This is a genomic window from Sulfitobacter sp. 1A13496 (assembly GCF_043557225.1).
Taxonomy (GTDB): domain Bacteria; phylum Pseudomonadota; class Alphaproteobacteria; order Rhodobacterales; family Rhodobacteraceae; genus Sulfitobacter; species Sulfitobacter faviae.
Genome location: NZ_JBIFFP010000009.1, coordinates 39459 through 57848 on the forward strand (window position 1 = coordinate 39459; position 18390 = coordinate 57848).

General features: G+C 60.6%; 22 protein-coding genes. 14 read left to right on the forward strand and 8 right to left on the reverse strand.

Going from position 1 to position 18390, the window contains the following annotated elements; genetic code table 11:
* Positions 1-82 precede the first annotated feature (82 nt).
* The gene (locus ACGYLX_RS16765; RefSeq protein ID WP_013959865.1) at positions 83-511 is read right to left on the reverse strand and encodes a helix-turn-helix domain-containing protein; all 429 of its coding nucleotides are present in this window, start codon (positions 509-511) and stop codon (positions 83-85) included.
* A 207-nt stretch (positions 512-718) separates the two neighbouring features.
* On the opposite strand from ACGYLX_RS16765, the gene ACGYLX_RS16770 reads away from it, so the two are divergent.
* Genes ACGYLX_RS16770 through ACGYLX_RS16830 form a run of 13 tightly spaced genes read left to right on the forward strand, consistent with a single transcriptional unit; the run spans position 719 to position 11295 of the window.
* Entirely contained in the window at positions 719-1285 is a 567-nt protein-coding gene (locus tag ACGYLX_RS16770; RefSeq protein WP_088635930.1) for an SCO family protein, read from the forward strand.
* Between the two features lie 5 nt (positions 1286-1290).
* Positions 1291-1713 carry a disulfide bond formation protein B gene (locus ACGYLX_RS16775; protein ID WP_088635910.1) on the forward strand — a complete coding sequence of 141 codons (423 nt, stop codon included), beginning with the start codon at positions 1291-1293 and terminating at the stop codon, positions 1711-1713.
* Entirely contained in the window at positions 1710-2363 is a 654-nt protein-coding gene (locus ACGYLX_RS16780) for a thioredoxin domain-containing protein (protein ID WP_088635911.1), read from the forward strand. Before ACGYLX_RS16775 ends, ACGYLX_RS16780 begins: the two co-directional genes overlap by 4 nt.
* A gap of 29 nt (positions 2364-2392) precedes the next feature.
* Positions 2393-2860: a copper chaperone PCu(A)C gene (locus ACGYLX_RS16785; protein ID WP_088635912.1), complete on the forward strand. Its 468-nt coding sequence runs from the start codon at positions 2393-2395 to the stop codon at positions 2858-2860.
* The gene (locus tag ACGYLX_RS16790) at positions 2860-3486 is read left to right on the forward strand and encodes an SCO family protein (protein WP_088635913.1); all 627 of its coding nucleotides are present in this window, start codon (positions 2860-2862) and stop codon (positions 3484-3486) included. The genes ACGYLX_RS16785 and ACGYLX_RS16790 overlap by 1 nt, the downstream gene beginning before the upstream one ends.
* The gene (locus tag ACGYLX_RS16795; RefSeq protein WP_271690352.1) at positions 3483-4856 is read left to right on the forward strand and encodes a M23 family metallopeptidase; all 1374 of its coding nucleotides are present in this window, start codon (positions 3483-3485) and stop codon (positions 4854-4856) included. The genes ACGYLX_RS16790 and ACGYLX_RS16795 overlap by 4 nt, the downstream gene beginning before the upstream one ends.
* A 3-nt stretch (positions 4857-4859) precedes the next feature.
* Positions 4860-5315 carry a DUF411 domain-containing protein gene (locus ACGYLX_RS16800; protein ID WP_043772538.1) on the forward strand — a complete coding sequence of 152 codons (456 nt, stop codon included), beginning with the start codon at positions 4860-4862 and terminating at the stop codon, positions 5313-5315.
* A 12-nt stretch (positions 5316-5327) separates the two neighbouring features.
* On the forward strand, positions 5328-6110 hold the full coding sequence (locus tag ACGYLX_RS16805) for a ZIP family metal transporter (protein ID WP_088635914.1): 783 nt from the start codon (positions 5328-5330) through the stop codon (positions 6108-6110).
* Entirely contained in the window at positions 6094-6597 is a 504-nt protein-coding gene (lspA, locus tag ACGYLX_RS16810) for a signal peptidase II (protein WP_369824853.1), read from the forward strand. The genes ACGYLX_RS16805 and lspA overlap by 17 nt, the downstream gene beginning before the upstream one ends.
* Positions 6564-8177 carry an apolipoprotein N-acyltransferase gene (gene lnt, locus ACGYLX_RS16815; RefSeq protein WP_088635916.1) on the forward strand — a complete coding sequence of 538 codons (1614 nt, stop codon included), beginning with the start codon at positions 6564-6566 and terminating at the stop codon, positions 8175-8177. The genes lspA and lnt overlap by 34 nt, the downstream gene beginning before the upstream one ends.
* Positions 8168-8335, forward strand: a complete 168-nt coding sequence (locus ACGYLX_RS16820; RefSeq protein ID WP_009815492.1) for a hypothetical protein — start codon at positions 8168-8170, stop codon at positions 8333-8335. The genes lnt and ACGYLX_RS16820 overlap by 10 nt, the downstream gene beginning before the upstream one ends.
* A gap of 24 nt (positions 8336-8359) precedes the next feature.
* Positions 8360-10297: a penicillin acylase family protein gene (locus tag ACGYLX_RS16825; RefSeq protein WP_088635917.1), complete on the forward strand. Its 1938-nt coding sequence runs from the start codon at positions 8360-8362 to the stop codon at positions 10295-10297.
* Positions 10294-11295 carry a cytochrome c oxidase assembly protein gene (locus ACGYLX_RS16830; protein WP_088635918.1) on the forward strand — a complete coding sequence of 334 codons (1002 nt, stop codon included), beginning with the start codon at positions 10294-10296 and terminating at the stop codon, positions 11293-11295. Before ACGYLX_RS16825 ends, ACGYLX_RS16830 begins: the two co-directional genes overlap by 4 nt.
* Positions 11296-11514: 219 nt before the next feature.
* Here the strand turns inward: ACGYLX_RS16830 and ACGYLX_RS16835 are convergent, their stop codons facing one another.
* From ACGYLX_RS16835 to ACGYLX_RS16845, 3 genes are all read right to left on the reverse strand, one after another.
* The gene (locus tag ACGYLX_RS16835) at positions 11515-12027 is read right to left on the reverse strand and encodes a murein L,D-transpeptidase family protein (RefSeq protein ID WP_035367119.1); all 513 of its coding nucleotides are present in this window, start codon (positions 12025-12027) and stop codon (positions 11515-11517) included.
* Between the two features lie 182 nt (positions 12028-12209).
* Positions 12210-12497, reverse strand: coding sequence for a zf-TFIIB domain-containing protein (locus ACGYLX_RS16840; RefSeq protein ID WP_071974146.1), 288 nt, complete (start codon positions 12495-12497; stop codon positions 12210-12212).
* A gap of 34 nt (positions 12498-12531) precedes the next feature.
* Entirely contained in the window at positions 12532-14886 is a 2355-nt protein-coding gene (locus tag ACGYLX_RS16845; protein ID WP_271690351.1) for a cation-translocating P-type ATPase, read from the reverse strand.
* A 182-nt stretch (positions 14887-15068) separates the two neighbouring features.
* Between ACGYLX_RS16845 and ACGYLX_RS16850 the strand changes: the two genes are divergently transcribed.
* Positions 15069-15353 (forward strand): hypothetical protein, encoded by a 285-nt coding sequence (locus tag ACGYLX_RS16850; protein WP_088635920.1) that lies wholly within the window; start codon positions 15069-15071, stop codon positions 15351-15353.
* A 25-nt stretch (positions 15354-15378) separates the two neighbouring features.
* Here the strand turns inward: ACGYLX_RS16850 and ACGYLX_RS16855 are convergent, their stop codons facing one another.
* From ACGYLX_RS16855 to ACGYLX_RS16870, 4 genes are all read right to left on the reverse strand, one after another.
* Positions 15379-16044 (reverse strand): L,D-transpeptidase, encoded by a 666-nt coding sequence (locus ACGYLX_RS16855; protein ID WP_088635921.1) that lies wholly within the window; start codon positions 16042-16044, stop codon positions 15379-15381.
* A 212-nt stretch (positions 16045-16256) separates the two neighbouring features.
* Positions 16257-17014 (reverse strand): IS5 family transposase gene (locus ACGYLX_RS16860; RefSeq protein ID WP_088635922.1). Its coding sequence is split into 2 segments (ribosomal slippage): positions 16257-16690 and positions 16690-17014, totalling 759 coding nucleotides; the frame shifts between segments, so codons are not numbered across the junction.
* A gap of 63 nt (positions 17015-17077) precedes the next feature.
* Positions 17078-17656 carry a L,D-transpeptidase gene (locus ACGYLX_RS16865; protein ID WP_009815505.1) on the reverse strand — a complete coding sequence of 193 codons (579 nt, stop codon included), beginning with the start codon at positions 17654-17656 and terminating at the stop codon, positions 17078-17080.
* A gap of 83 nt (positions 17657-17739) precedes the next feature.
* Positions 17740-18330 (reverse strand): L,D-transpeptidase, encoded by a 591-nt coding sequence (locus tag ACGYLX_RS16870; protein WP_088635923.1) that lies wholly within the window; start codon positions 18328-18330, stop codon positions 17740-17742.
* Positions 18331-18390: the final 60 nt, after the last annotated feature.

The window sequence follows — 18390 nt, forward strand, 5'->3', positions numbered from 1 at the left end:
TTTGTGGTTCCAGCTTGTGTTGTACGACACATTAACTTCTGCGGCTGATCTGCGTTCCAGCCGGATTGTTGGCTGAATTCCTTCAGGCCCCGATTTCCTCGTGTTCGGTCAAGCATTCCGAATGGTCCCGCAACACCTCAAGCACCTTGCAATCTCCCGTCCGCCCGCCGCTGCATTCGTGAACCATGCGTTTCAGTTCCGTGCGCAGCGCCTTCAGGCGGGCCATGCGCTGCTCCACCTGTTTGAGCTGGCGACGCGCGATGGCATCAGCCTCATCACAGGGCCGGTTGGGATGGTCGCTGAGGTCGAGCAGCTCGCGGATCGCATCGAGCGAGAAACCGAGTTGTCGCGAGTGGCGGATGAAGGACAGTCGATCAAGCTGTGCATTGTCGTAGCGCCTCTGTCCGCCTTCGGTCCTGCCAGGTTCGGGCATGAGTCCGATCTGTTCGTAGTACCGGATGGTCTGCACTTTTGTGCCAGTCTTCTTTGACAGAGTACCGATCGTGAGCATTTTCGCCTCCATGAAAAAGATACAGTCTGTGTAGGTTTTGCCGTCGGAATAAACAAGTGTCGGATTCACAGACGCGTGAGTTCAAGCTATACCATGATTTCGTGCTTGAACCTCTAGCGGCTAGAGGATGTATCCGCACAGGCAATAAGAATCAAAATCAGGCGAACAGGATTGTCCCTTACATCGGCACAGAAGTTTCTTTGGGTTTTGGCAGGCGTGGCAGCGCTTGCCTTCGTGTGGCTTCTGCTCTGGTCCGACTATCGTTCCGATAGCGCCCGAACCGACGCCGAACCGCCTTTTTTCGCTGAGTTCGAACTGACGGACCACCAGGGTATGGTTCGAACCGAGGAGGACTTTGCGGGGCGCTGGATGCTGGTTTTTTTCGGCTTTACCAACTGCCCCGACGTCTGCCCGACGACCCTATCCGAGGTCGCGGCGGTGATGGACGGTCTGGGCGACGATGCCGCCAAGGTCCAGCCGATTTTCATAACAATCGACCCTGAACGAGACACGCCCGCAGCACTCGCCGAATACGTCCCGCTGTTCGATGCGGGCATCATCGGGCTGACCGGCATGCCGGAACAGATCGCCGCCACATCCGAGACCTTTCCGATCTTCTTCGAACGCGTCGAAGAGGCTGCGGCGCCGGATGGTTACACGATGGGCCACACGTCGCATCTGTTCCTCTTCGATCCCGACGCGGGCTTCGCCGACTCGTGGCCCTACGGCACCTCCGCCGAAGAGATCCTCGCCGACCTGGAAGAGAGGATCTGACCGACATGAACCGTATGTCCGGAGAAACAGCCCTCGGGCTGGCGTGGATCATCGCGCTCGTCGCCTCGCTTGCCGTGCTTTTCATCGGCGAGGTGCTGGGGCAGACGCCCTGTGTGCTGTGCTGGTTCCAGCGCGCCTTCATGTTCCCCTTGGCCATTATCCTCGGGCTGGGCCTTTGGTGGCGGGACGGCCGCGTGGGGCGCTATGGCATCGCATTGGCGCTTGGCGGCGGCGCAGTCGCCCTGTGGCACATGGGACTGTACGTCGGTCTTGTTCCCGAACGCATCCAGCCCTGCACGGCGACCGGCCCCTCTTGCACCGATGACAACCAACTGGTCTTAGGCATCCCTATCCCGCTGATGGCGCTCGCCGCCTTCGCGCTGATCGGGGCGCTTTCGGCCCTTTCATTGAAGGACACACGAACATGAACCGACGCGGCCTGATCCTGTCCGTTCTCGCCCTCGGCGTCGCCGGTTTCGGCGGAGCCACCTGGTTTGCAACCCGCCCCGGCCCGGTGGCCGAAGCGGAGCCTGTTGCGCCGGAACTCGCGGACGCGATGATCCGCCCCTACTCGCCCATCCTCGGGCCTGCGGAAGCGCCCGTCACGATCGTCGAATTCTTCGATCCGGCCTGCGAGGCCTGTCGCGCCTTTCATCCCATCGTGAAGGACATCATGGCCGAGCATGGGGATGCTGTCCGCGTCGTGATCCGCTACACGCCCTTCCACGGCGCGGCATCCGAGGAAGCGATCCGCGTGCTCGAGGCGGCGCGCATGCAGGACATTTACGTGCCGGTGCTCGAGGCCGTTTTGCGGGAACAGCCGAGATGGGCGTCGCACGGTGCCCCGGAGCCTGGTCTGATCCTTCAAATCGCCGCCACGGCCGGACTCGATGCCGAGGCCGCGCGCACGCAAATGCTGGCACCCGATGTCGTGGCGATCCTGAACCAGGATCGTGCTGACGTCGAGACCGTGGGAATTCGCCAGACGCCCACATTCTTCGTGAACGGCAAGCCGCTCGATCCGTTCGGGGAGGCAGAACTGCGGCGATTGGTGGCTGCCGAAGTCGCTGCCGCGTAAAGCTGAATGGAAAGGGCAGGATCAGAACGATGAAAAAGTATATTTTGACCGGCACACTGGCCGTGCTTTTGACCTTTGGAGGGCTCTCAGTGCCCGCGCTGGCCGGACCAGAGGATGTTGTCGTCGAGAACGCGTGGTCCCGCGCCTCCATCGGGATGAACCGCCCCGGGGCCGCCTACATGGCGATCCGCAACACTGGCGACGAACCGGTGACGCTGATCGGCCTTACAACACCGCTCGCGATGATGCCCGAAATTCACGAGACGAAGACCAATGCCGAAGGTGTGAGTTCCATGAGCCCGGCGGGGGAGATCGCGATCGCCCCTGGCGAAAGCGTCGCGCTCGAGCCGGGCGGCCTGCACGCGATGCTGATGCGGCTGAAAGAACCGATGACGGAAGGGGACACCTTTCCGCTGACCCTGCTTTTCGACGACGGAGGCGAAGTGACGGTCCATGTGCCGATCCTCGGCATCGCCGCGCGAGGGCCGGAGGACTGATGCGGCGACGGGCGATCCTGGGGTACGGCGCGGCTGGTGTCGGGGCGGTCGCCCTGATGCTCTTCGTCGGTTGGTGGCAGGTCGATGGACCCGGTGGACCCGAACCTGTCGGGCAGCGGCCTATGGCCCTGACCGAGATGGATTTCCGTCTGACGGATCATGAGGGCAACGCGGTCGGGCCGGAAACCCTGATCGGTCGCCCGACGATGGTGTTCTTCGGCTTCACCTACTGTCCCGATGTCTGCCCGACCACGCTCTCGGACATTTCGGGATGGCTCGACGATCTGGGAGACGAGGCCGACGAGATGAACGTGGTCTTCATTACGGTCGACCCCGAGCGCGATACCGTCGAGGCGATGGCGGAATATGTCGGCTACTTCCATCCTGGGATACGTGGCTGGACGGGACCGGAAGAGCAGATAGCGCGCGTCGCGGACGGCTTCCGCGCCACCTACGAGCGAGTACCGGCGGAGAGCGGCGATTACACGATGAACCACACCGCGAGCGTCTTCCTGTTCGCAGCCTCTGGGCGATTCGTCACCATGATCGACTATCACGAGCCCAAAGAATTCGCGGTGCCGAAGATCCGCCGCGCGCTGGAAGAAGAAATGGAGGGGGCGACATGAGGCTCAGATCTTTGGCGGCTTGTGTCGCAATTGCGGGGACGGTTTCGGGAGCGGCTATCGCCATCTCTGATTCCATGTCGAAAGAACCCGTGCCGCCGGAACTTGCCCAGGCAGGTAGCTGGATGCCCCAAGGTCCTGAAGCCCCCCAGAACGTTGACATCCCCGTGACGTTGCCCGCGGCGGCATGGGCAGACGATGCACCCGACCTCAGCCCGCTGCCCCTTCTGCAGGCCGCGTTTGCCGACAGGCCGGTGCAAGCGATCGAGCCACCCCTGTCGACGTGGTCGCGCGACATTGCTCCGGGCGAAACGCTCGATTTCTTGCTGTCAGAGGCCGGTCTTGCGGCACCTGACAGAGCCGAAGTTGCCCTCGCGCTTGGTGCGGAATACGATCTGCGACGGCTGCGGCCGGGGCACTCGGTCACTGTCGCTTCGACCGTGGACGGCAGCCCCCGCACCGTCTCACTCGCCGTCGAGGACGGGGTTCGGATCGAGGTGGTTTTCGGCGAGCAGTTGTCCACACAGGTCGTGGCTCCGGATCCGGAGATCGTAACCCTTGCCGGCGAAGCCGTGATCGACAGCTCGATCTTCGCGGCACTCGACGAAGCCGGCATACCCGCCCGTTTTTCCGTGGACCTTGCGCAGATGCTGGGTGGGACCGTGGATTTCCGCCGCGAGATGGCCGGTGGCGAAACACTAAGGCTTCTCTGGCGTGAGGCGCGGGTCGGAGAGGACAGGATCGGACAGCCCGAACTCGCCTTCGCCGCACTGGAGGTCGGCGGTTCGCTTTACGAGATCGTATGGCCGGACGACGGCAGCGGTCAGGCGACGATCTACGTCGATGGCGAGGTGCTGCGCGTCTTCGCACAGCCGGTCGAGGGTGCGCGCCTCAGCTCGGTGTTCGGACGCCGCACGCATCCGGTCTTTGGCAACGTCCGGATGCACACCGGCGTCGATTTCGCAGCGGCACGTGGGACACCGGTTCAATCGACGGCACCGGGGCGGGTTAGTTTCATTGGCTGGCGCGGTGGCTATGGCCGTGTGGTCGAAATCTCGCACGGCTCCGACACCATGACGCGCTACGCGCATCTGAGCGCCGTGCCGGAAGACCTGGCACAAGGCCAACGCGTTGCGGCGGGAGATGTGATCGGCCGCGTCGGCGCGACTGGCACGGCGACAGGTCCGAACCTGCACTACGAAGTCCTCGTGGATGGGCGCCCGACTGACCCCCTCACTGACGACCGGCTCGCCGAAGCAGCCGAGAGCGAAGCGGATGATACCGCCGCGCTCTCGCGTCTGGCCGAGGCGCGCGCGCTTCTGAATGAAAACCTCGGCAGCGAGATTGCCAAAACGACAACCGAAAGGCTCTGACCCATGAAACGCATGACCCAAGCTCTCGCCATCACGCTCGCCCTGTTCCCAGCGGCCCAGGCCCTCGCAGAGGCAACGGCGATCGACGTCCGCAAGACCAACGGATGCGGCTGCTGCCTCTCGTGGATGAAACATCTCGAAGAGAACGGGTTTGTGCCGACCGGCCAGGACATGTTCGGCGGGCTTCTCGTGCGCTTCAAGCTAGACAACGGCGTGCCGCAGCGCATGGTCTCCTGCCACACCGCGCTCATTGACGGCTACGTGATCGAGGGCCATGTACCGGCCGCTGACATCCGCCGCCTTCTCGAGGAGCGCCCGGACGCCGTCGGCCTCGCTGTTCCGGGGATGCCCTATGGCTCGCCCGGCATGGGGCCAGAAGACGACCGTGAAGCCTATGATGTCTTCCTCATCCGCAAGGACGGGTCGACGGAAGTCTTTTCGAGCTACGCCGAAGGATAATCTGGCCCGCCCATGGGAAATCTGTCTCCGATAATGCTCGGCTTTCTCGGAAGTCTTGCCGCCGGATCGCTCACAGCAGTCGGAGCAGTTCCCGTGCTGTTCGGGCGCATCCCGTCTCGGGCCACACGCGCTCTGTCGCTCGGCTTCGCTGCCGGTGTGATGCTCGCCGCTTCTTTCTTTTCGCTGATCATCCCGGCATTGGATGCGGCGGAGCCGATGTTCGAAAACGGCGCGATGCCTGCGGCCATCGTATGCGTTTCGATTCTTCTGGGCATGGGGGCTGTCGCCCTGATGAACGAAAAGCTGCCGCACGAGCACTTCAAGATGGGACGCGAAGGGCCCGAAGCGGCGTCTTTGCGGCGGGTCTGGTTGTTCATCATTGCGATCACGATCCACAACTTCCCCGAAGGCCTTGCCGTGGGGGTCGGCTTCGGATCCGGAGGTATGGAGGGCGGTTTGCCGCTTGCTGTCGGCATCGGGCTTCAGAATGCGCCCGAAGGATTGGCCGTCGCTGTATCTCTGCTGGGCGAGGGATATCCGAAGCTGCGCGCCTGGGGCATCGCGGCGCTGACGGGCATGGTCGAGCCGATTGGCGGCCTGCTCGGGGCCGGGATCATCACACTGTCGGAACCGCTGCTGCCATGGGGACTGGCCTTTGCCGCGGGCGCAATGCTCTACGTCATCAGCCACGAAATCATCCCCGAAACCCATCGCAGCGGCCATCAGAACAGGGCGACGCTCGGTCTCGCAGTCGGGCTCGTTCTGATGCTGTTTCTCGATGTCTGGTTGGGATGAGGCAATGTCACTAAACAAGGTATCTCCGGTGATCGGCGTCTTCGCGGCGCTTGCTGCGTTCGCGATTGATCAGATCACCAAAGCCATTGTTGTTGCGGATGCCGCCACTTTAAGCGCCGGGATTTCCGTGTTTCCGGGATTCAACCTCGTCTTTTATCGTAATGACGGCGTGACTTTCGGGATGCTGGGCGGCGCTCCGTGGTGGAGCCTAATCGCTCTCGCTCTTGCCATCTGTGTTTGGCTAGGGGTTATGCTGTTTCGCGCCGACAATGCGGTGGAAATGCTTGCCTACGGTGCGATCATTGGCGGAGCCCTGGGCAATGTCATCGATCGTGTGCGGTATCGGGCTGTAACAGACTTTCTCGATTTCTACATTGGCACAACACATTGGCCTGCCTTCAACTTGGCCGATGTATTTGTCGTCAGTGGCGTGGGGCTCTTGCTCGCCGCGCCATGGATCAGCGCGCGGCGTTCGATCAAGTCGTGAAGCCGGAAATTCTGAACCGCATCGCTCTGCGCCACCGTTTTCTTTCGCGGATGACGCTTGGTTTCGCCGCCGGGGCGATGACCGTTCTGACTTTCCCGCCTCTTTCGATTCTCCTGCTTGTTCCCGTTGCCTATTCCGCGTTGTTTGTCGGGCTTCGCGATCTCTCCTTCGGGCGTGCTTTCCTCGTCGGCTGGGCGTTTGGTCTCGGCCAGTTCGGTTTCGGGATTTGGTGGATCGCGGAAAGTTTCTACGTCGAGGCCGAGCGGTTTGGGACGATGGCGATTCCGGCGGTCGCGGGATTGTCCGCAGGTCTCGCGATTTTCCCAGCCATTGCCGCTGCGCTTTTTGCCGAAATCGCGCGGCGCGGAGCCATGGGCAGTCTCTTGGCCTGCCTCCTGTTCGCGACCTCCTGGACCGTGGCCGAGTGGTTGCGTGGTCACGTTCTGACAGGGTTTCCCTGGAATCTGGCCGGTTACGCACTTGTAGACTACGCCGCCCTTCGCCAGACCGCCGCCTGGGTCGGAAGCTATGGGCTAAGCTTTCTCACCGTGTTCGTCGCGGTACTCCCTGGCGCGGCTGCTATGGCGTCCGGGCGGCAACGATTGACCGTTTCGCTCATGGCGCTGGCCGGAATCGCGACGATGTGGGCTGTCGGCACGCTGCGCCTCCAGTCGGATGCACAACAGCCACCCGGTGTCGACCTGCGCATCGTCCAGGGCAACATTCCACAAGAGGAGAAATGGGCGCCCGAGAACCGCGAGGCGACATTCGCGCGCTATCTTGAGCTTTCAACCCGGCGCGGCGATTTCGACGTGCTTCTCTGGCCGGAAACCGCCTTTCCGGGTTTCCTCGACGAGGATACGGAGGCGCAGGCCCGCATTGCCGCTGCGCTCACAGAGGGCAGGGTGCTGCTCACCGGTGTGCCGGACCGTGTACCGAGCGAGGATGGCACCCGATATTTCAACACGGTCCAGGCTTTTGGCGCGACCGGCAGAATCCTGACCGGATACGCGAAACACCATCTCGTACCCTTCGGCGAATATGTGCCATTCCGTGGCTGGTTGCCCATCGAGCGGCTCACGGCGGGTCTGGGCGACTTTACGCCCGGACCGGGCCCGCGAACGCTTGCGCTTCCGGGTGTGCCGCTGGTCGCCGTGGCGATCTGCTATGAGATCATCTTCCCAAGCCATGTGGTCGACGATCTGTTCCGGCCGGACTGGATTTTCAATGCGACCAACGATGCTTGGTTCGGAACCAGCATTGGACCGGAGCAGCACCTCGCGTCCGCACGCATGCGCGCTGTCGAGGAAGGGCTTCCCATCGTCCGGGCCGCAAACACAGGGATCTCCGCGATCATCGACGCAAACGGTGACCTCGTCGCGCGGCTCGGCAACGGAGAAACCGGTGTCATAGATGCGGCTCTGCCCTCTGCTCATCCGTCAACGCTCTATGCGCGCTTCGGTGACTGGGCGCTGCTGGCTCTCATCTTCACTACTTGGGCCGTCGGACTGGCTGCAGGTCTGGTCGGCACACACCGGTGCAACAAGAGAACAAGAACGGAGAAAAAGTCATGCTGGTAATCGCGGGCATTGTCGCGGGTGCGATCTGGGGTGGATATCTGGCGCGACGCCGAAAAGGAAACCGGCTGGATATCCTCCAGTATGCGGCGAGTTCGGCGATCGCCTTCGGTCTTCTCACCTATTTCATATCGGTGGTCCTCTTGCGCATCTTTTTTTAAGAAGGGTTTCGAAACAGCACCGACATGAGACGGCTTTTCAACATATTGCTGTACGGGTTTCTGGCAATCTGCATCACGGTATCGGTTGGTTCCGGGTTGGTCTATTTTCTGCTGAGCGCATCCGTTCCCGACTACGACGAGGACTTCACGGTCGCAGGCTTAGGCGGACCGGTCGACATTCTGCGAGATTCTTCGGCAGTCCCGCACATCTCCGCGACTTCCGCTGCAGATGTCTACTTCGCGATCGGCTTCGTTCACGCCCAAGACAGGCTCGGTCAACTGTTAAGGGCAAGGCGAAAAGCGGAAGCTTCGTGGCCAGCCGATGGGACATTGTCCGTTGCGCCAGCGGTCTCAGACGCGCTCGCGTCCTATGCCGCGGGCGTCAATGCGTGGCTCGAGCTTGTGTCGGAAGGCGGGCGTGGCAGAGGCTCTCCGGAGCTGCTGATCGCAGACGAACGGTCGATCGCGGCCTGGACACCCGGCGATAGCCTGAGGATTGCCCGGTCTTTCCTGAATGGCCTGCGACCGGGAAGCGCACGGGAAGGAATGCCGAGTATATCAGGTGCCATTATACCGACGGATCGCCCGAGAGCGCCCGAACTACTGGCGACTGATCCGCAGCAGCGCCTCAATGCGTGGGCGATGGACGGTGACCGAACCGCTACCGGGACGCCAATTCTCGCCGCCGAAATCAGCGGTTCCCTGTCGCTTCCCTCGGAATGGTATCTCGCTGATCTTCAATTTTCGACGGGGCCGGCCATAGGGGCCACAATGCCGGGCGTACCTTTCGTTATTGTTGGTCGCAACGCGCGCGTCGCCTGGGCCTTCCGGTCACTTCCCGTGCCAGACGAGGAGGCGCCAGGGGGGCCATCACCCATGCAGACGGCAGGTTTCCTGACGATGCTGGAGCTGTTTGCGCGTTCAGCCGACGCGAACGATGCCACTAGAGTTGCCGCAGACATGTTGCCGAAGGGCATGGAGGCATTGGTAATTGATCGAGAGACCGTTGACCGTTGGCCAAAAGAGGAAGCCGTACGGGCGTCGTCATTTCGCGACATTCGACTGGCGGAGCTTGAAACGCGGCAATCGATCTTCTCGACAGAAGGCGTCATGGGTGTTCAAAGGGACACCGTAAGTTCCGTGGCGCGAACCCTCCTGCCCCTAATGGCGAAAGAGCTTTGGTTCGTGCAGTCCAGAGACAGCATCGAAGGCACCGATACGGACGACCTTCGTCGTGAGCTACTGGACAGGCTTGCGTCGTGGAATGGCGAAATGGATCGATATGCGCCGGAACCTCTGCTGTTTTGGACCTGGGTCTGGGCTTTGCAGCAGCGCATTTTGAAAGACGAGTTTCCGACAGCGAAGCAACTCTGGACCCGTCCGAACCCGGACTTTCTTTATGCGGTACTCAGCGATCGTCGCGGCAGCGCGATCTGGTGCGACATCCGTCCATCGTCACCTCGAGAGACATGTGAGGAGCAGGTTCGCGTGGCCTTGGATGATGCCCTTGGCTGGCTGGTCGATCGATATGGGCGCGATCTTTCGACCTGGACCTGGGGGGAGGAGCATACATTGGACATGCAGTGGTCGCCGATCAGTTCACGTGGGTTGCTGACCGACCTGCTGTCCCTTCAAGCGCCGATCTCAGGCGATCCCTTTACGCAATTCTTGACGTCATTTGGTGTTGAAGAAGACCGTCCATTCCTTGTAAGTGCCGGAAGCAATTTTCAGGCGGTCATGTCGATATCGGGAGCAGCGGGATCATACTACATCTCGCCCGCCGGACAGTCGGGACATCCGCTATCTCGATTCTACGACAATCTTTTTCCCTCGTGGATACAAGGCGAATACCTCGCCATGTCGACCGATCTGTCACTAGCCCGTGGCGGCGCTTCCGGGATATCGCGGCTCACACCGGCTACCTCCGACAACCCTCGGATGAGCGAGGGCCAGAGCGAATGATCACGAACTTCTTCTTCCTTTACGACCCTTTCGGCTATGTGCTGTCACCGGTGTCGCTCATTGTTGTCGGTCTTACAGCATGGCTGTTTTTGCGTGGGCTCAAAATACACGCTCGCTGTCTCGGAAGGGTTTCTGGCTGGCGTCGAGCCGTCTTCTTTGTCGGCCTCGCGGCCGTCCTCGTCGCGACGAATGGGCCGCTCCCGCCATTGGGGCACAGTCTGTTTTCGGTACACCAGGCCGAGCATCTTCTTCTGCGACTGGCAGGACCCATTCTCATTGCGGTTTCTCAACCCTGGCTTGTCCTTCAAGCCGGATTGAAAAGGGAATGGCGCCGACGCCTTGCCGCGATTGGGCGTGCGCGCATCCCGCGATTCTTGGCGCTTCCTGCATCTGCCACCTCCTTGTTGATTGGTGCGCTTTTCGTCTGGCAGATCCCGATGATCTACGCCCTTACACAACGTATTGCGGCGATGGAAGCGCTAGCACATCTGTCTATGGTGCTGGCTGGGCTTTGGTACTTTGCTATGCTGTTCGATCTGCGTGATCCGCCTGAAGGAGCGCGGCGCGGTGCTCGGCTGATGTCAGGGTTCGTGGTGATCGTTTCCAACATCTTTCTGGGCTCCCTGACAACGCTCAAAGAGGTGCCTCTCTATGGATCAGAAATCATCGCAGCGAGCGGTGGCCGACTTCGCGCCCTGGCTGACGAGACAATCGGTGGCTACGTAATCTGGGTCCCGTCGTCGATGGTTCTCATCGCGGCAATCATTCTGGTGCTGAACGGCTGGAACGCGGCGGAGGAACGGCGCTGGACGTCCCGCTACGACCTGATGCGCCAATCGAATGCGGCGGCGCTCGAGTTTCCGGAAACCGCGGAGGAACTGCGTCTGAAAGTAGGGAAGCCGAACCGAGACATGGGCCGTACGCTCGCCCTTGGCGCATTCTCCATGTTCATGGTTGTCATGGTTACCGTCGTGACCATCGTCTATGCCCTCGGATAGATTGAATTCGACATGAGACCAGACGTATTCTTCTCCGCTAGGGCCCGCCTGTCTCGCCACTGCCACGGCTGGACACATATTGTAGTGTCCTTACGCGTACCGGGTGCTTGCGCTGGCCCACGGCGGCAAGTGTCACTTTGGCCGTGATCGCCATCGAAGCGATCAACGTGGCCCTGTGCCGACGATTTGCCTGATCTGACGGAAGATCATCTCCTCCCATCAGGCGTAGATGTCGATCGGTGTTCCGTCTTTCACCATTGCATAGATGTCCTCGATCTGCCGATCTGTGACCGCGATGCAGCCAGCTGTCCAGTCGCGGACGTCCGTTGGGTCGATGCCTGGGCGTGGACCACCATGGATGAAGATGTCGCCGCCGGGGGAAAGGCCCTGCGCTTCAGCAAAGGCGATGTCGGCCTCATTCGGATAGGAGATGCCAACCGAAAGATGATACGTACTGTCGGGGTTGCGCTTATCGACTACGTAAGCGCCCTCAGGGGTCCGGCCGTCTCCCTCGAATTGCTTGTGACCCTCAGGAGCGAAACCCAGCCCGACCGGATAGGTTTGCAATACGCGATCGGCTCCGTCCAGAACAAGCAAACGCTGCCCCTTGTAAAGCCGAACACGGGTCACTTCGGGTCCGCCATAGCTGCGGAACTTGCTGGCACAGCCAGACAAAAACGCTGCCAATCCGCCCAACAGGACGGCGCGGCGGGGAAATCGGATGGTTTTCACTGCTCGATGCCTCTTTCGTGAGGTCTGATATGGACATTACGTTACCTTGCAAATGCTGCGTGATCAATGTCCGTGGGCAAGCGCGGCCTTTGCCATCTCTGGACCAACCTGCTCACCGCTGAATGCCTTGCGGGCCTACCGCAGCGCCTTGAGGGCGACCGGCAGGGAGACCACGGCAAGCCTTAATCGAACAACTCGTGAAGCCAGGATTTGCGTCGATAGCCGTGCTTGCGGTCGCCGCCGCCGTGCTTTCCGCGCCGGTAGCCGCGATCATCGTCGTAGCCGCGCGGCTCAGGCACCCGCTGAGGCGCCACATCGGGTGCCGAACGCTCGATGATCTTGTCCAGTTCACCCCGGTCGAGCCAGACACCCCGGCAATCGGGACAGAAGTCGATCTCGATCCCCTGGCGGTCGGTCATGCTCAAGGGCACCTCGCAAACCGGACACATCATCCTGCCCTTCACGCTCATGTCTCGTCTCGGCTCCTTTCCGGGTTCTCCCAGTTCAATGACCATGTGCCAGCGCTCCTTTGGCCAAGCCTTCGCCAACCTGTTCACCGCCAGACGGCGGCGCCTTGGCCTCTTGGCTGTTCAGCAGGCGCAGGGCGTTGGCCACCACCAGCAATGACACTCCTACATCGGCTGCAATAGCGCCCCACATCGATGCCACTCCGAAAGCGGTAGCGACAACGAAAACGCCCTTGGTCGCCAAGGAAATACCGATGTTCTGATGGATAATCGACATTGTCCGGCGCGAATGACCGATCAGCCAAGGCACCTTCCCGAGGTCGTCTGTCATCAGGGCAATATCCGCCGTCTCGATTGCCGCGTCCGAACCAACGGCACCCATTGCGATGGCGTAATGCGCGCGCGCCATGGCCGGGGCGTCGTTGACCCCGTCGCCGATCATGGCCACCATGTCATGCGTTTCGACCAGTTCTTCGATAGCTGTCACCTTGTCTTCGGGCAGAAGCTCGGCACGGACCTCGTCGATGCCGACCTCGGCTGCAACAGCGCGCGCTGTCCGCTCGTTGTCGCCCGTCAGCATGACGATGGTCTTCACGCCCTGCGCGTGGAGCTGTGCCACGATGCCCTTGGCATCGGGGCGGATACGGTCGCGCAATTCCAGGATGCCGGTGACGCCGGTGTCGTCGCCCACGGCAACAAGGGTGCTGCCGGCCCCTTCGATGCGGTCGCGCAGATCCTTCGGAATGGCGTCGCCGAAACCCTTCTCCTCGGCAAACCGGTCGGACCCTAGCCAGATCGACCGGCCGTCTGTGCGTCCTTCAAGTCCCCTACCTGGAACGGTTCGGGTATCTTGCGCGGCGGACACATTGATGCCTTCGGCTTCTGCCCGCGCGAGAATGGCGCGCGCCAAGGGATGCGAGGAACGTGCCTCCAGCCCAGCGGCGAGGGTCATCAGATCTTGCGCCGATGCTTTGCCCAGCGGATGCACCGCCGCCACCTCCGGCTCGCCCATGGTGATCGTGCCGGTCTTGTCCATGGCCAGTGCAGTGGTCTTGCCCGGTGCCTCAACATATGCACCGCCCTTGATCAGCACCCCAGCCCGCGCTGAGGCGGTGAGTGCGGCGACGATGGAGACCGGTGTCGAGATGACCAGAGCACACGGGCAGGCGATCACCAGCAGCACGAGTGCATTGTAGAACCAATAATCCCAGGCCCCACCGAAAATGAGCGGCGGCAGCAGGGCAATTGCAATGGCGAGAGCCATGACGATAGGCGTGTAGATGCGGGCGAACTTCGCCACCCACTGCTCCACCGGCGCACGGCGGGCATGGGCGTCGCCGACCATGCGGATAATCTTGGCCAACACGGTGTCCGAGGCGGCCTTCGTGGCGCGCACCGTCAGTGTGCCTTCGCCGTTGATCGTACCGGCATAGACTTCGTCGCCCCGTTCCTTTGGGACCAGCGCACTCTCTCCGGTGATTGGCGCCTGATCGACGGCCCCTGCCCCATCGACAACCTCACCATCCAATGGGATGCGATCTCCGCCGCGCACGACGAAACGTGCGTTGATAGCAACCGCGGAAGCCGGTACGTCCGCTTCCGAACCGTCATCATAAAGAATTCTTGCCGTCGGCGGCGCCAGGTCCAGCAGAGCTGAAACCGCATTCCTCGCACGCCCGACGCTCCAGCTTTCGAGGAAAAGCGAGAGCGAGAAGAAGAACGCAACCGTCGCCGCCTCGAAAAATTCGCCGAGGCCAATTGCACCCGCGACTGCGACGACCATGAGCAGGTTCATGTCGGGCGACAGCCGCCGTGCGGACGACCATGCCTTGGGCGCCACGAGCCAAACACCGAACAGGATCGCGACCGCGAATAGCCCTGCCTCGACCAGTGGCATCGGCGCTTCGCCGTGCCCTGCGAAGAGGCCAAGTGCCCCCCCCATGCCGGTCTCGATGATGTGCCACAGAAATCCCGCGGCCCAGAAGCCACCACTGAGCGCCGTAAACAGCCGCTGGCGTGCAAGATGGGCCGCCTGGTCGACCGACGCGTTTTCGGCATCCCAGGGCTTGGCGGTCATGCCGGTGCTTGCGACCAGTTCTGCAATTTCGCCGTCCGATACACTCTTGGCGCTGTCGAGGATAGTCATCCGTCCATTGATCACGTCGAACGCAAGATGTTCGGCCCCGCCGATCTTCGGGCCGACCACCTTGTTCAGGATTGCTACCTCCTCGGCGCAATCGAGGCCGGACACCTGAAAACTGCGCCCGCCCGCTGGCGCGGGGGTCGCCGGAACGATGTCGCCGCACGTTCCGGCGCTCCCGCAGCAGCTGCCGCCGCTTGTCTGGGCATCTTCGGCGTGATCGTGGTCGTGACGATGGGTGTCGGACGGCATGAATGGACCTCTGGATTCGGGTGCTTTACCATGACATAGCCCCTACAGTGGCTAGAGCTTCAAGAGCAAAATACGGTGGTATTTCAGATTGTTTTATTGCTAGAGGATGCGGTGACTGGCTCTATCACGCCTTGAGGCATGAACAGCCGCTGCAAAGAAAAACAGTCACGAAAGGAAACTTAATGCGGGTTTTGATTCTGAAGCAAAAAATGATGGTTGCAGTGGCGCTGTCGCTCACGGCCGGGTGCGCAGTCCAGCCGACTGGACCGGGCGACGTGGCAAAACAGGGGGGCAACGTTCCCGAAGCCGTGATTGCAATGGCTGCCCCGGATCAGGATGTTGCAACTGCGCGCTTGGTACCGGAAGACGGGTGCTACTGGTACAAACACAGCGGCCCCGTAGAAACAACCTTGCTGCCGCTGCGCACGGCGAACGGCAATCGTATCTGCACCCCTCGCGAAACTTAATTGCGTTTGCCGTCCGCTGCTTGGCTTAGCTGCGGGCAGTCACGCTGTCCTCCGCCGAGTAAAGATAGGCCGTAGAGCCGGTCTCGACGTTCGGGTAAAGATCATTGATATGAGCCATGACCATCCGTACGCAGCCCGAACTTGCGCGGCCACCGATACTCCGTGGGCTCGGAGTGCCATGGATGCGCAAAAGGGTATCGCGATCCCCGACGTAGAGATACAGCGCCCTCGATCCAAGCGCGTTTTCCGGTCCCGGTTCCATGCCATCGGCAATGTCAGCATAAAGTTCGGGGTCGCGATTGATCATGCTCTGTGTCGGTTGCCAGTGCGGCCACCTGACCTTGCGCTTGATGGTATAGACACCCGGCTCGTAGAGGTTCCCCCGCGCGATGGCCACGCCGTAGCGCATCGCGGTTCCACCCTCTTCAATGTGGTAAAGATATCGTGCGACCGCGTCGACATGGATATCTCCCGGCACGAGACCGGCCTTCGCAAGGACTCGTTGCGGCAGGAACCGCGGGTGCAAATCCCAGGGATTGGAGGTTTCGGGGACATAATTTGGAGGCGTCACCTGTGCGTCCCATTCAGCCTTCTGCGCCTCGGTGGGCCAGCTATCGGCAAACGTCACGCCGGGAACGGTCGCAGAAAATAGCGCCGTTGTTGTTTGAATGAAGTGTCGTCTTGTCAGCATGTCGTACCCTTTCGGTTCCCACCGGCGATTGATGGCAAGAACGGTATGTGTTCTCCTTGAACAGATAGGACTTCTAGTGGCTAGAGGTTCAAGGGCAAATTTTCGTGAGTAAACATGCGATCCTTGCAGTTTCCAGTTTGCTTGGGAGGAGAAAACTGCTCGCACGATACCTGGTCCGAAGTTGCGCAGCGACAATTCGTTAGGGTCAGGATTCATAACCAGTAGATGACGGTTGCTGCGAGCGCGATGGCTGAGAGAAAGACCTTTGGACAGCGGTCATAGCGGGTTGCCACGCGCCTCCAGTCCTTGAGGCGCCCGAACATGATCTCGATGCGGTTTCGCCGCTTGTAGCGGCGCTTGTCGTATTTGACCTGGGTCTTGCGTTGCTTTCGGCCGGGAATGCAGGCGCGTATCCCCTTGTCTTGCAATGCTTCTCGGAACCAATCAGCGTCGTAGCCCCGATCCCCGAGCAGCCATTCGACATTTGGAAGGCTGCTGAGCAGCGCCCGTGCGCCGATGTAGTCGCTGACCTGTCCGGCGGTGACGAACAGGTTGAGCGGTCGTCCTTGGCTGTCGCAGATGGCATGCAGTTTTGTGTTCATGCCGCCCTTGGTTCGACCGATCAGGCGACCGCGCCCCCCTTTTTGGCGGCCATGCTGGTCGCGGTACGGTGTGCTTTCAGATAGGTCGCGTCGATCATCACGGTTTTTTCTTCGCGGTGTCCGGTAGCCAGGCCGACCATCATCCTGGCGAAGATGCCTTTCTCGCTCCAGCGCTTCCACCGGCTGTACAGCGTCTTATGCGGTCCATAGGCTTCAGGCGCGTCGCGCCAGCGCAAGCCATTGCGATTGATGAAGATTATCCCGCTCAAGACGCGTTTGTCGTCGACCCGAGGCTTGCCGTGGGACTTGGGAAAGAAAGGGGAAAGCTTGGCCATCTGCTCGTCGGTCAGCCAGAAAAGGTCGCTCATGTCACCGCTCCGTTTTCCGGGCCGTGAATCACGCAGCGCTTTGAAAATCAATGCATCCTGACCCTAGAAAGTTGCGGGGTACAGGATCACACGCGTGTCCAGCGGAACCATATCATACAACTGGACAATCTGATCGTTAACCAATCTGGCGCATCCGTTTGAAACGGCACTGCCAATAGTGCTTGGGTCATTTGTGCCATGCACACGTAAAAAGGTATCCCCGCGTCCCGGTTGAAAAAGGTAGAGGGCCCGCGCACCTAGAGGGTTGCTCAGACCGCCAGGCATTCCATTCCGAAACGGTCCATACTTTTTCGGTTCACGACGCAACATGCCCGGGGTCGGTGTCCAGCTGGGCCACTCCTTCTTTGCCCCCACATAGAATTCGCCTGCCTCGTAAAGGCCCGGGCGACCGATCCCGACAGCGTAGCGAATTGCAGTGTTATCGGGTTGGGTCCAGAACAGGGCAAACTGGCTTGGAACAACATGGATTTCGTATGGAGCGGAGCCCTCTGGAATGCTCACTACTTGAGGTAAATACTCCGGCGGTAAATCATACTTTGGCAGCACTACATGGGCTGAAACTGGCTGACTGGCCAAAGTGCCAACAGCCCCGGCGGCAAGGAGGAATTTTCTTCGATTCATGAAGCTGTGGCTTTCGAACGGTGAACGTTGAATGAACGCCGGTACACGAAAAAAGACTTTAACAAGTCATGCTAGGTGCGCGATCAGAACAATTTCACTTGTGTTCCTACCTCAGCCAAAGCGAACAGTTCTTTGATATGTTCGTTGTAAAGGCCGATGCATCCGTTCGACGATTGGCGGCCAATTTTCCGCGTGTCGCCCGTTCCGTGGACGCGGTAATATTGCCATGAAAGGTAGAGGGCGTGTGTACCCAAGGGGTTGTCTGGACCGGGTGGAAAATAGTCTGGCCAATCCGGATTGCGGATCTTCATCGAAGGCGTGGGGCGCCAGCTTGGTCCTTCCACTTTCTTGATAACGCTAGTGTATCCGCGTTTTGTCAGTTCTTCGGATTCCGGAACGCTCGACGGATACAGCTTATAAACACTTTCATCCTCTGACCAATATTGCACCGCTCGGGAATCAATGTCGCACAGGATTGCACCGTGGTTTAGATTATCGAAGTGATCCCGCCAGTTTGAGGTGCTGAAGGATGAAATATTGCGGCGCACTGGTGGCGTAGCAAGTGGTGCTGTGGTTTGCGCTGTTGCAACGCCTGCTCCTAGGAACACGCCACTTGCGGCCGCACCGAGCAGCGCTCCGCGACGTGAGATAAATGAGTCTTTAATTAGCTTCATGATCAATCCTTCGGTCGTGCCTCTTTCGCCTGGTTACAACCTTCACCCACTGGAGCTTCA

Excerpts from the sequence above, each read along its gene's own strand:
- ACGYLX_RS16765 (WP_013959865.1), bottom strand. The coding sequence starts at position 511 with ATGCTCACGATCGGTACTCTGTCAAAGAAGACTGGCACAAAAGTGCAG.
- ACGYLX_RS16775 (WP_088635910.1), top strand. The coding sequence starts at position 1,291 with ATGAACCGTATGTCCGGAGAAACAGCCCTCGGGCTGGCGTGGATCATC.
- ACGYLX_RS16780 (WP_088635911.1), top strand. The coding sequence starts at position 1,710 with ATGAACCGACGCGGCCTGATCCTGTCCGTTCTCGCCCTCGGCGTCGCC.
- ACGYLX_RS16785 (WP_088635912.1), top strand. The coding sequence starts at position 2,393 with ATGAAAAAGTATATTTTGACCGGCACACTGGCCGTGCTTTTGACCTTT.
- ACGYLX_RS16790 (WP_088635913.1), top strand. The coding sequence starts at position 2,860 with ATGCGGCGACGGGCGATCCTGGGGTACGGCGCGGCTGGTGTCGGGGCG.
- ACGYLX_RS16795 (WP_271690352.1), top strand. The coding sequence starts at position 3,483 with ATGAGGCTCAGATCTTTGGCGGCTTGTGTCGCAATTGCGGGGACGGTT.
- ACGYLX_RS16800 (WP_043772538.1), top strand. The coding sequence starts at position 4,860 with ATGAAACGCATGACCCAAGCTCTCGCCATCACGCTCGCCCTGTTCCCA.
- ACGYLX_RS16805 (WP_088635914.1), top strand. The coding sequence starts at position 5,328 with ATGGGAAATCTGTCTCCGATAATGCTCGGCTTTCTCGGAAGTCTTGCC.
- lspA (WP_369824853.1), top strand. The coding sequence starts at position 6,094 with ATGTCTGGTTGGGATGAGGCAATGTCACTAAACAAGGTATCTCCGGTG.
- lnt (WP_088635916.1), top strand. The coding sequence starts at position 6,564 with ATGGATCAGCGCGCGGCGTTCGATCAAGTCGTGAAGCCGGAAATTCTG.
- ACGYLX_RS16820 (WP_009815492.1), top strand. The coding sequence starts at position 8,168 with ATGCTGGTAATCGCGGGCATTGTCGCGGGTGCGATCTGGGGTGGATAT.
- ACGYLX_RS16825 (WP_088635917.1), top strand. The coding sequence starts at position 8,360 with ATGAGACGGCTTTTCAACATATTGCTGTACGGGTTTCTGGCAATCTGC.
- ACGYLX_RS16830 (WP_088635918.1), top strand. The coding sequence starts at position 10,294 with ATGATCACGAACTTCTTCTTCCTTTACGACCCTTTCGGCTATGTGCTG.
- ACGYLX_RS16840 (WP_071974146.1), bottom strand. The coding sequence starts at position 12,497 with ATGAGCGTGAAGGGCAGGATGATGTGTCCGGTTTGCGAGGTGCCCTTG.
- ACGYLX_RS16845 (WP_271690351.1), bottom strand. The coding sequence starts at position 14,886 with ATGCCGTCCGACACCCATCGTCACGACCACGATCACGCCGAAGATGCC.
- ACGYLX_RS16850 (WP_088635920.1), top strand. The coding sequence starts at position 15,069 with ATGCGGGTTTTGATTCTGAAGCAAAAAATGATGGTTGCAGTGGCGCTG.
- ACGYLX_RS16855 (WP_088635921.1), bottom strand. The coding sequence starts at position 16,044 with ATGCTGACAAGACGACACTTCATTCAAACAACAACGGCGCTATTTTCT.
- ACGYLX_RS16865 (WP_009815505.1), bottom strand. The coding sequence starts at position 17,656 with ATGAATCGAAGAAAATTCCTCCTTGCCGCCGGGGCTGTTGGCACTTTG.
- ACGYLX_RS16870 (WP_088635923.1), bottom strand. The coding sequence starts at position 18,330 with ATGAAGCTAATTAAAGACTCATTTATCTCACGTCGCGGAGCGCTGCTC.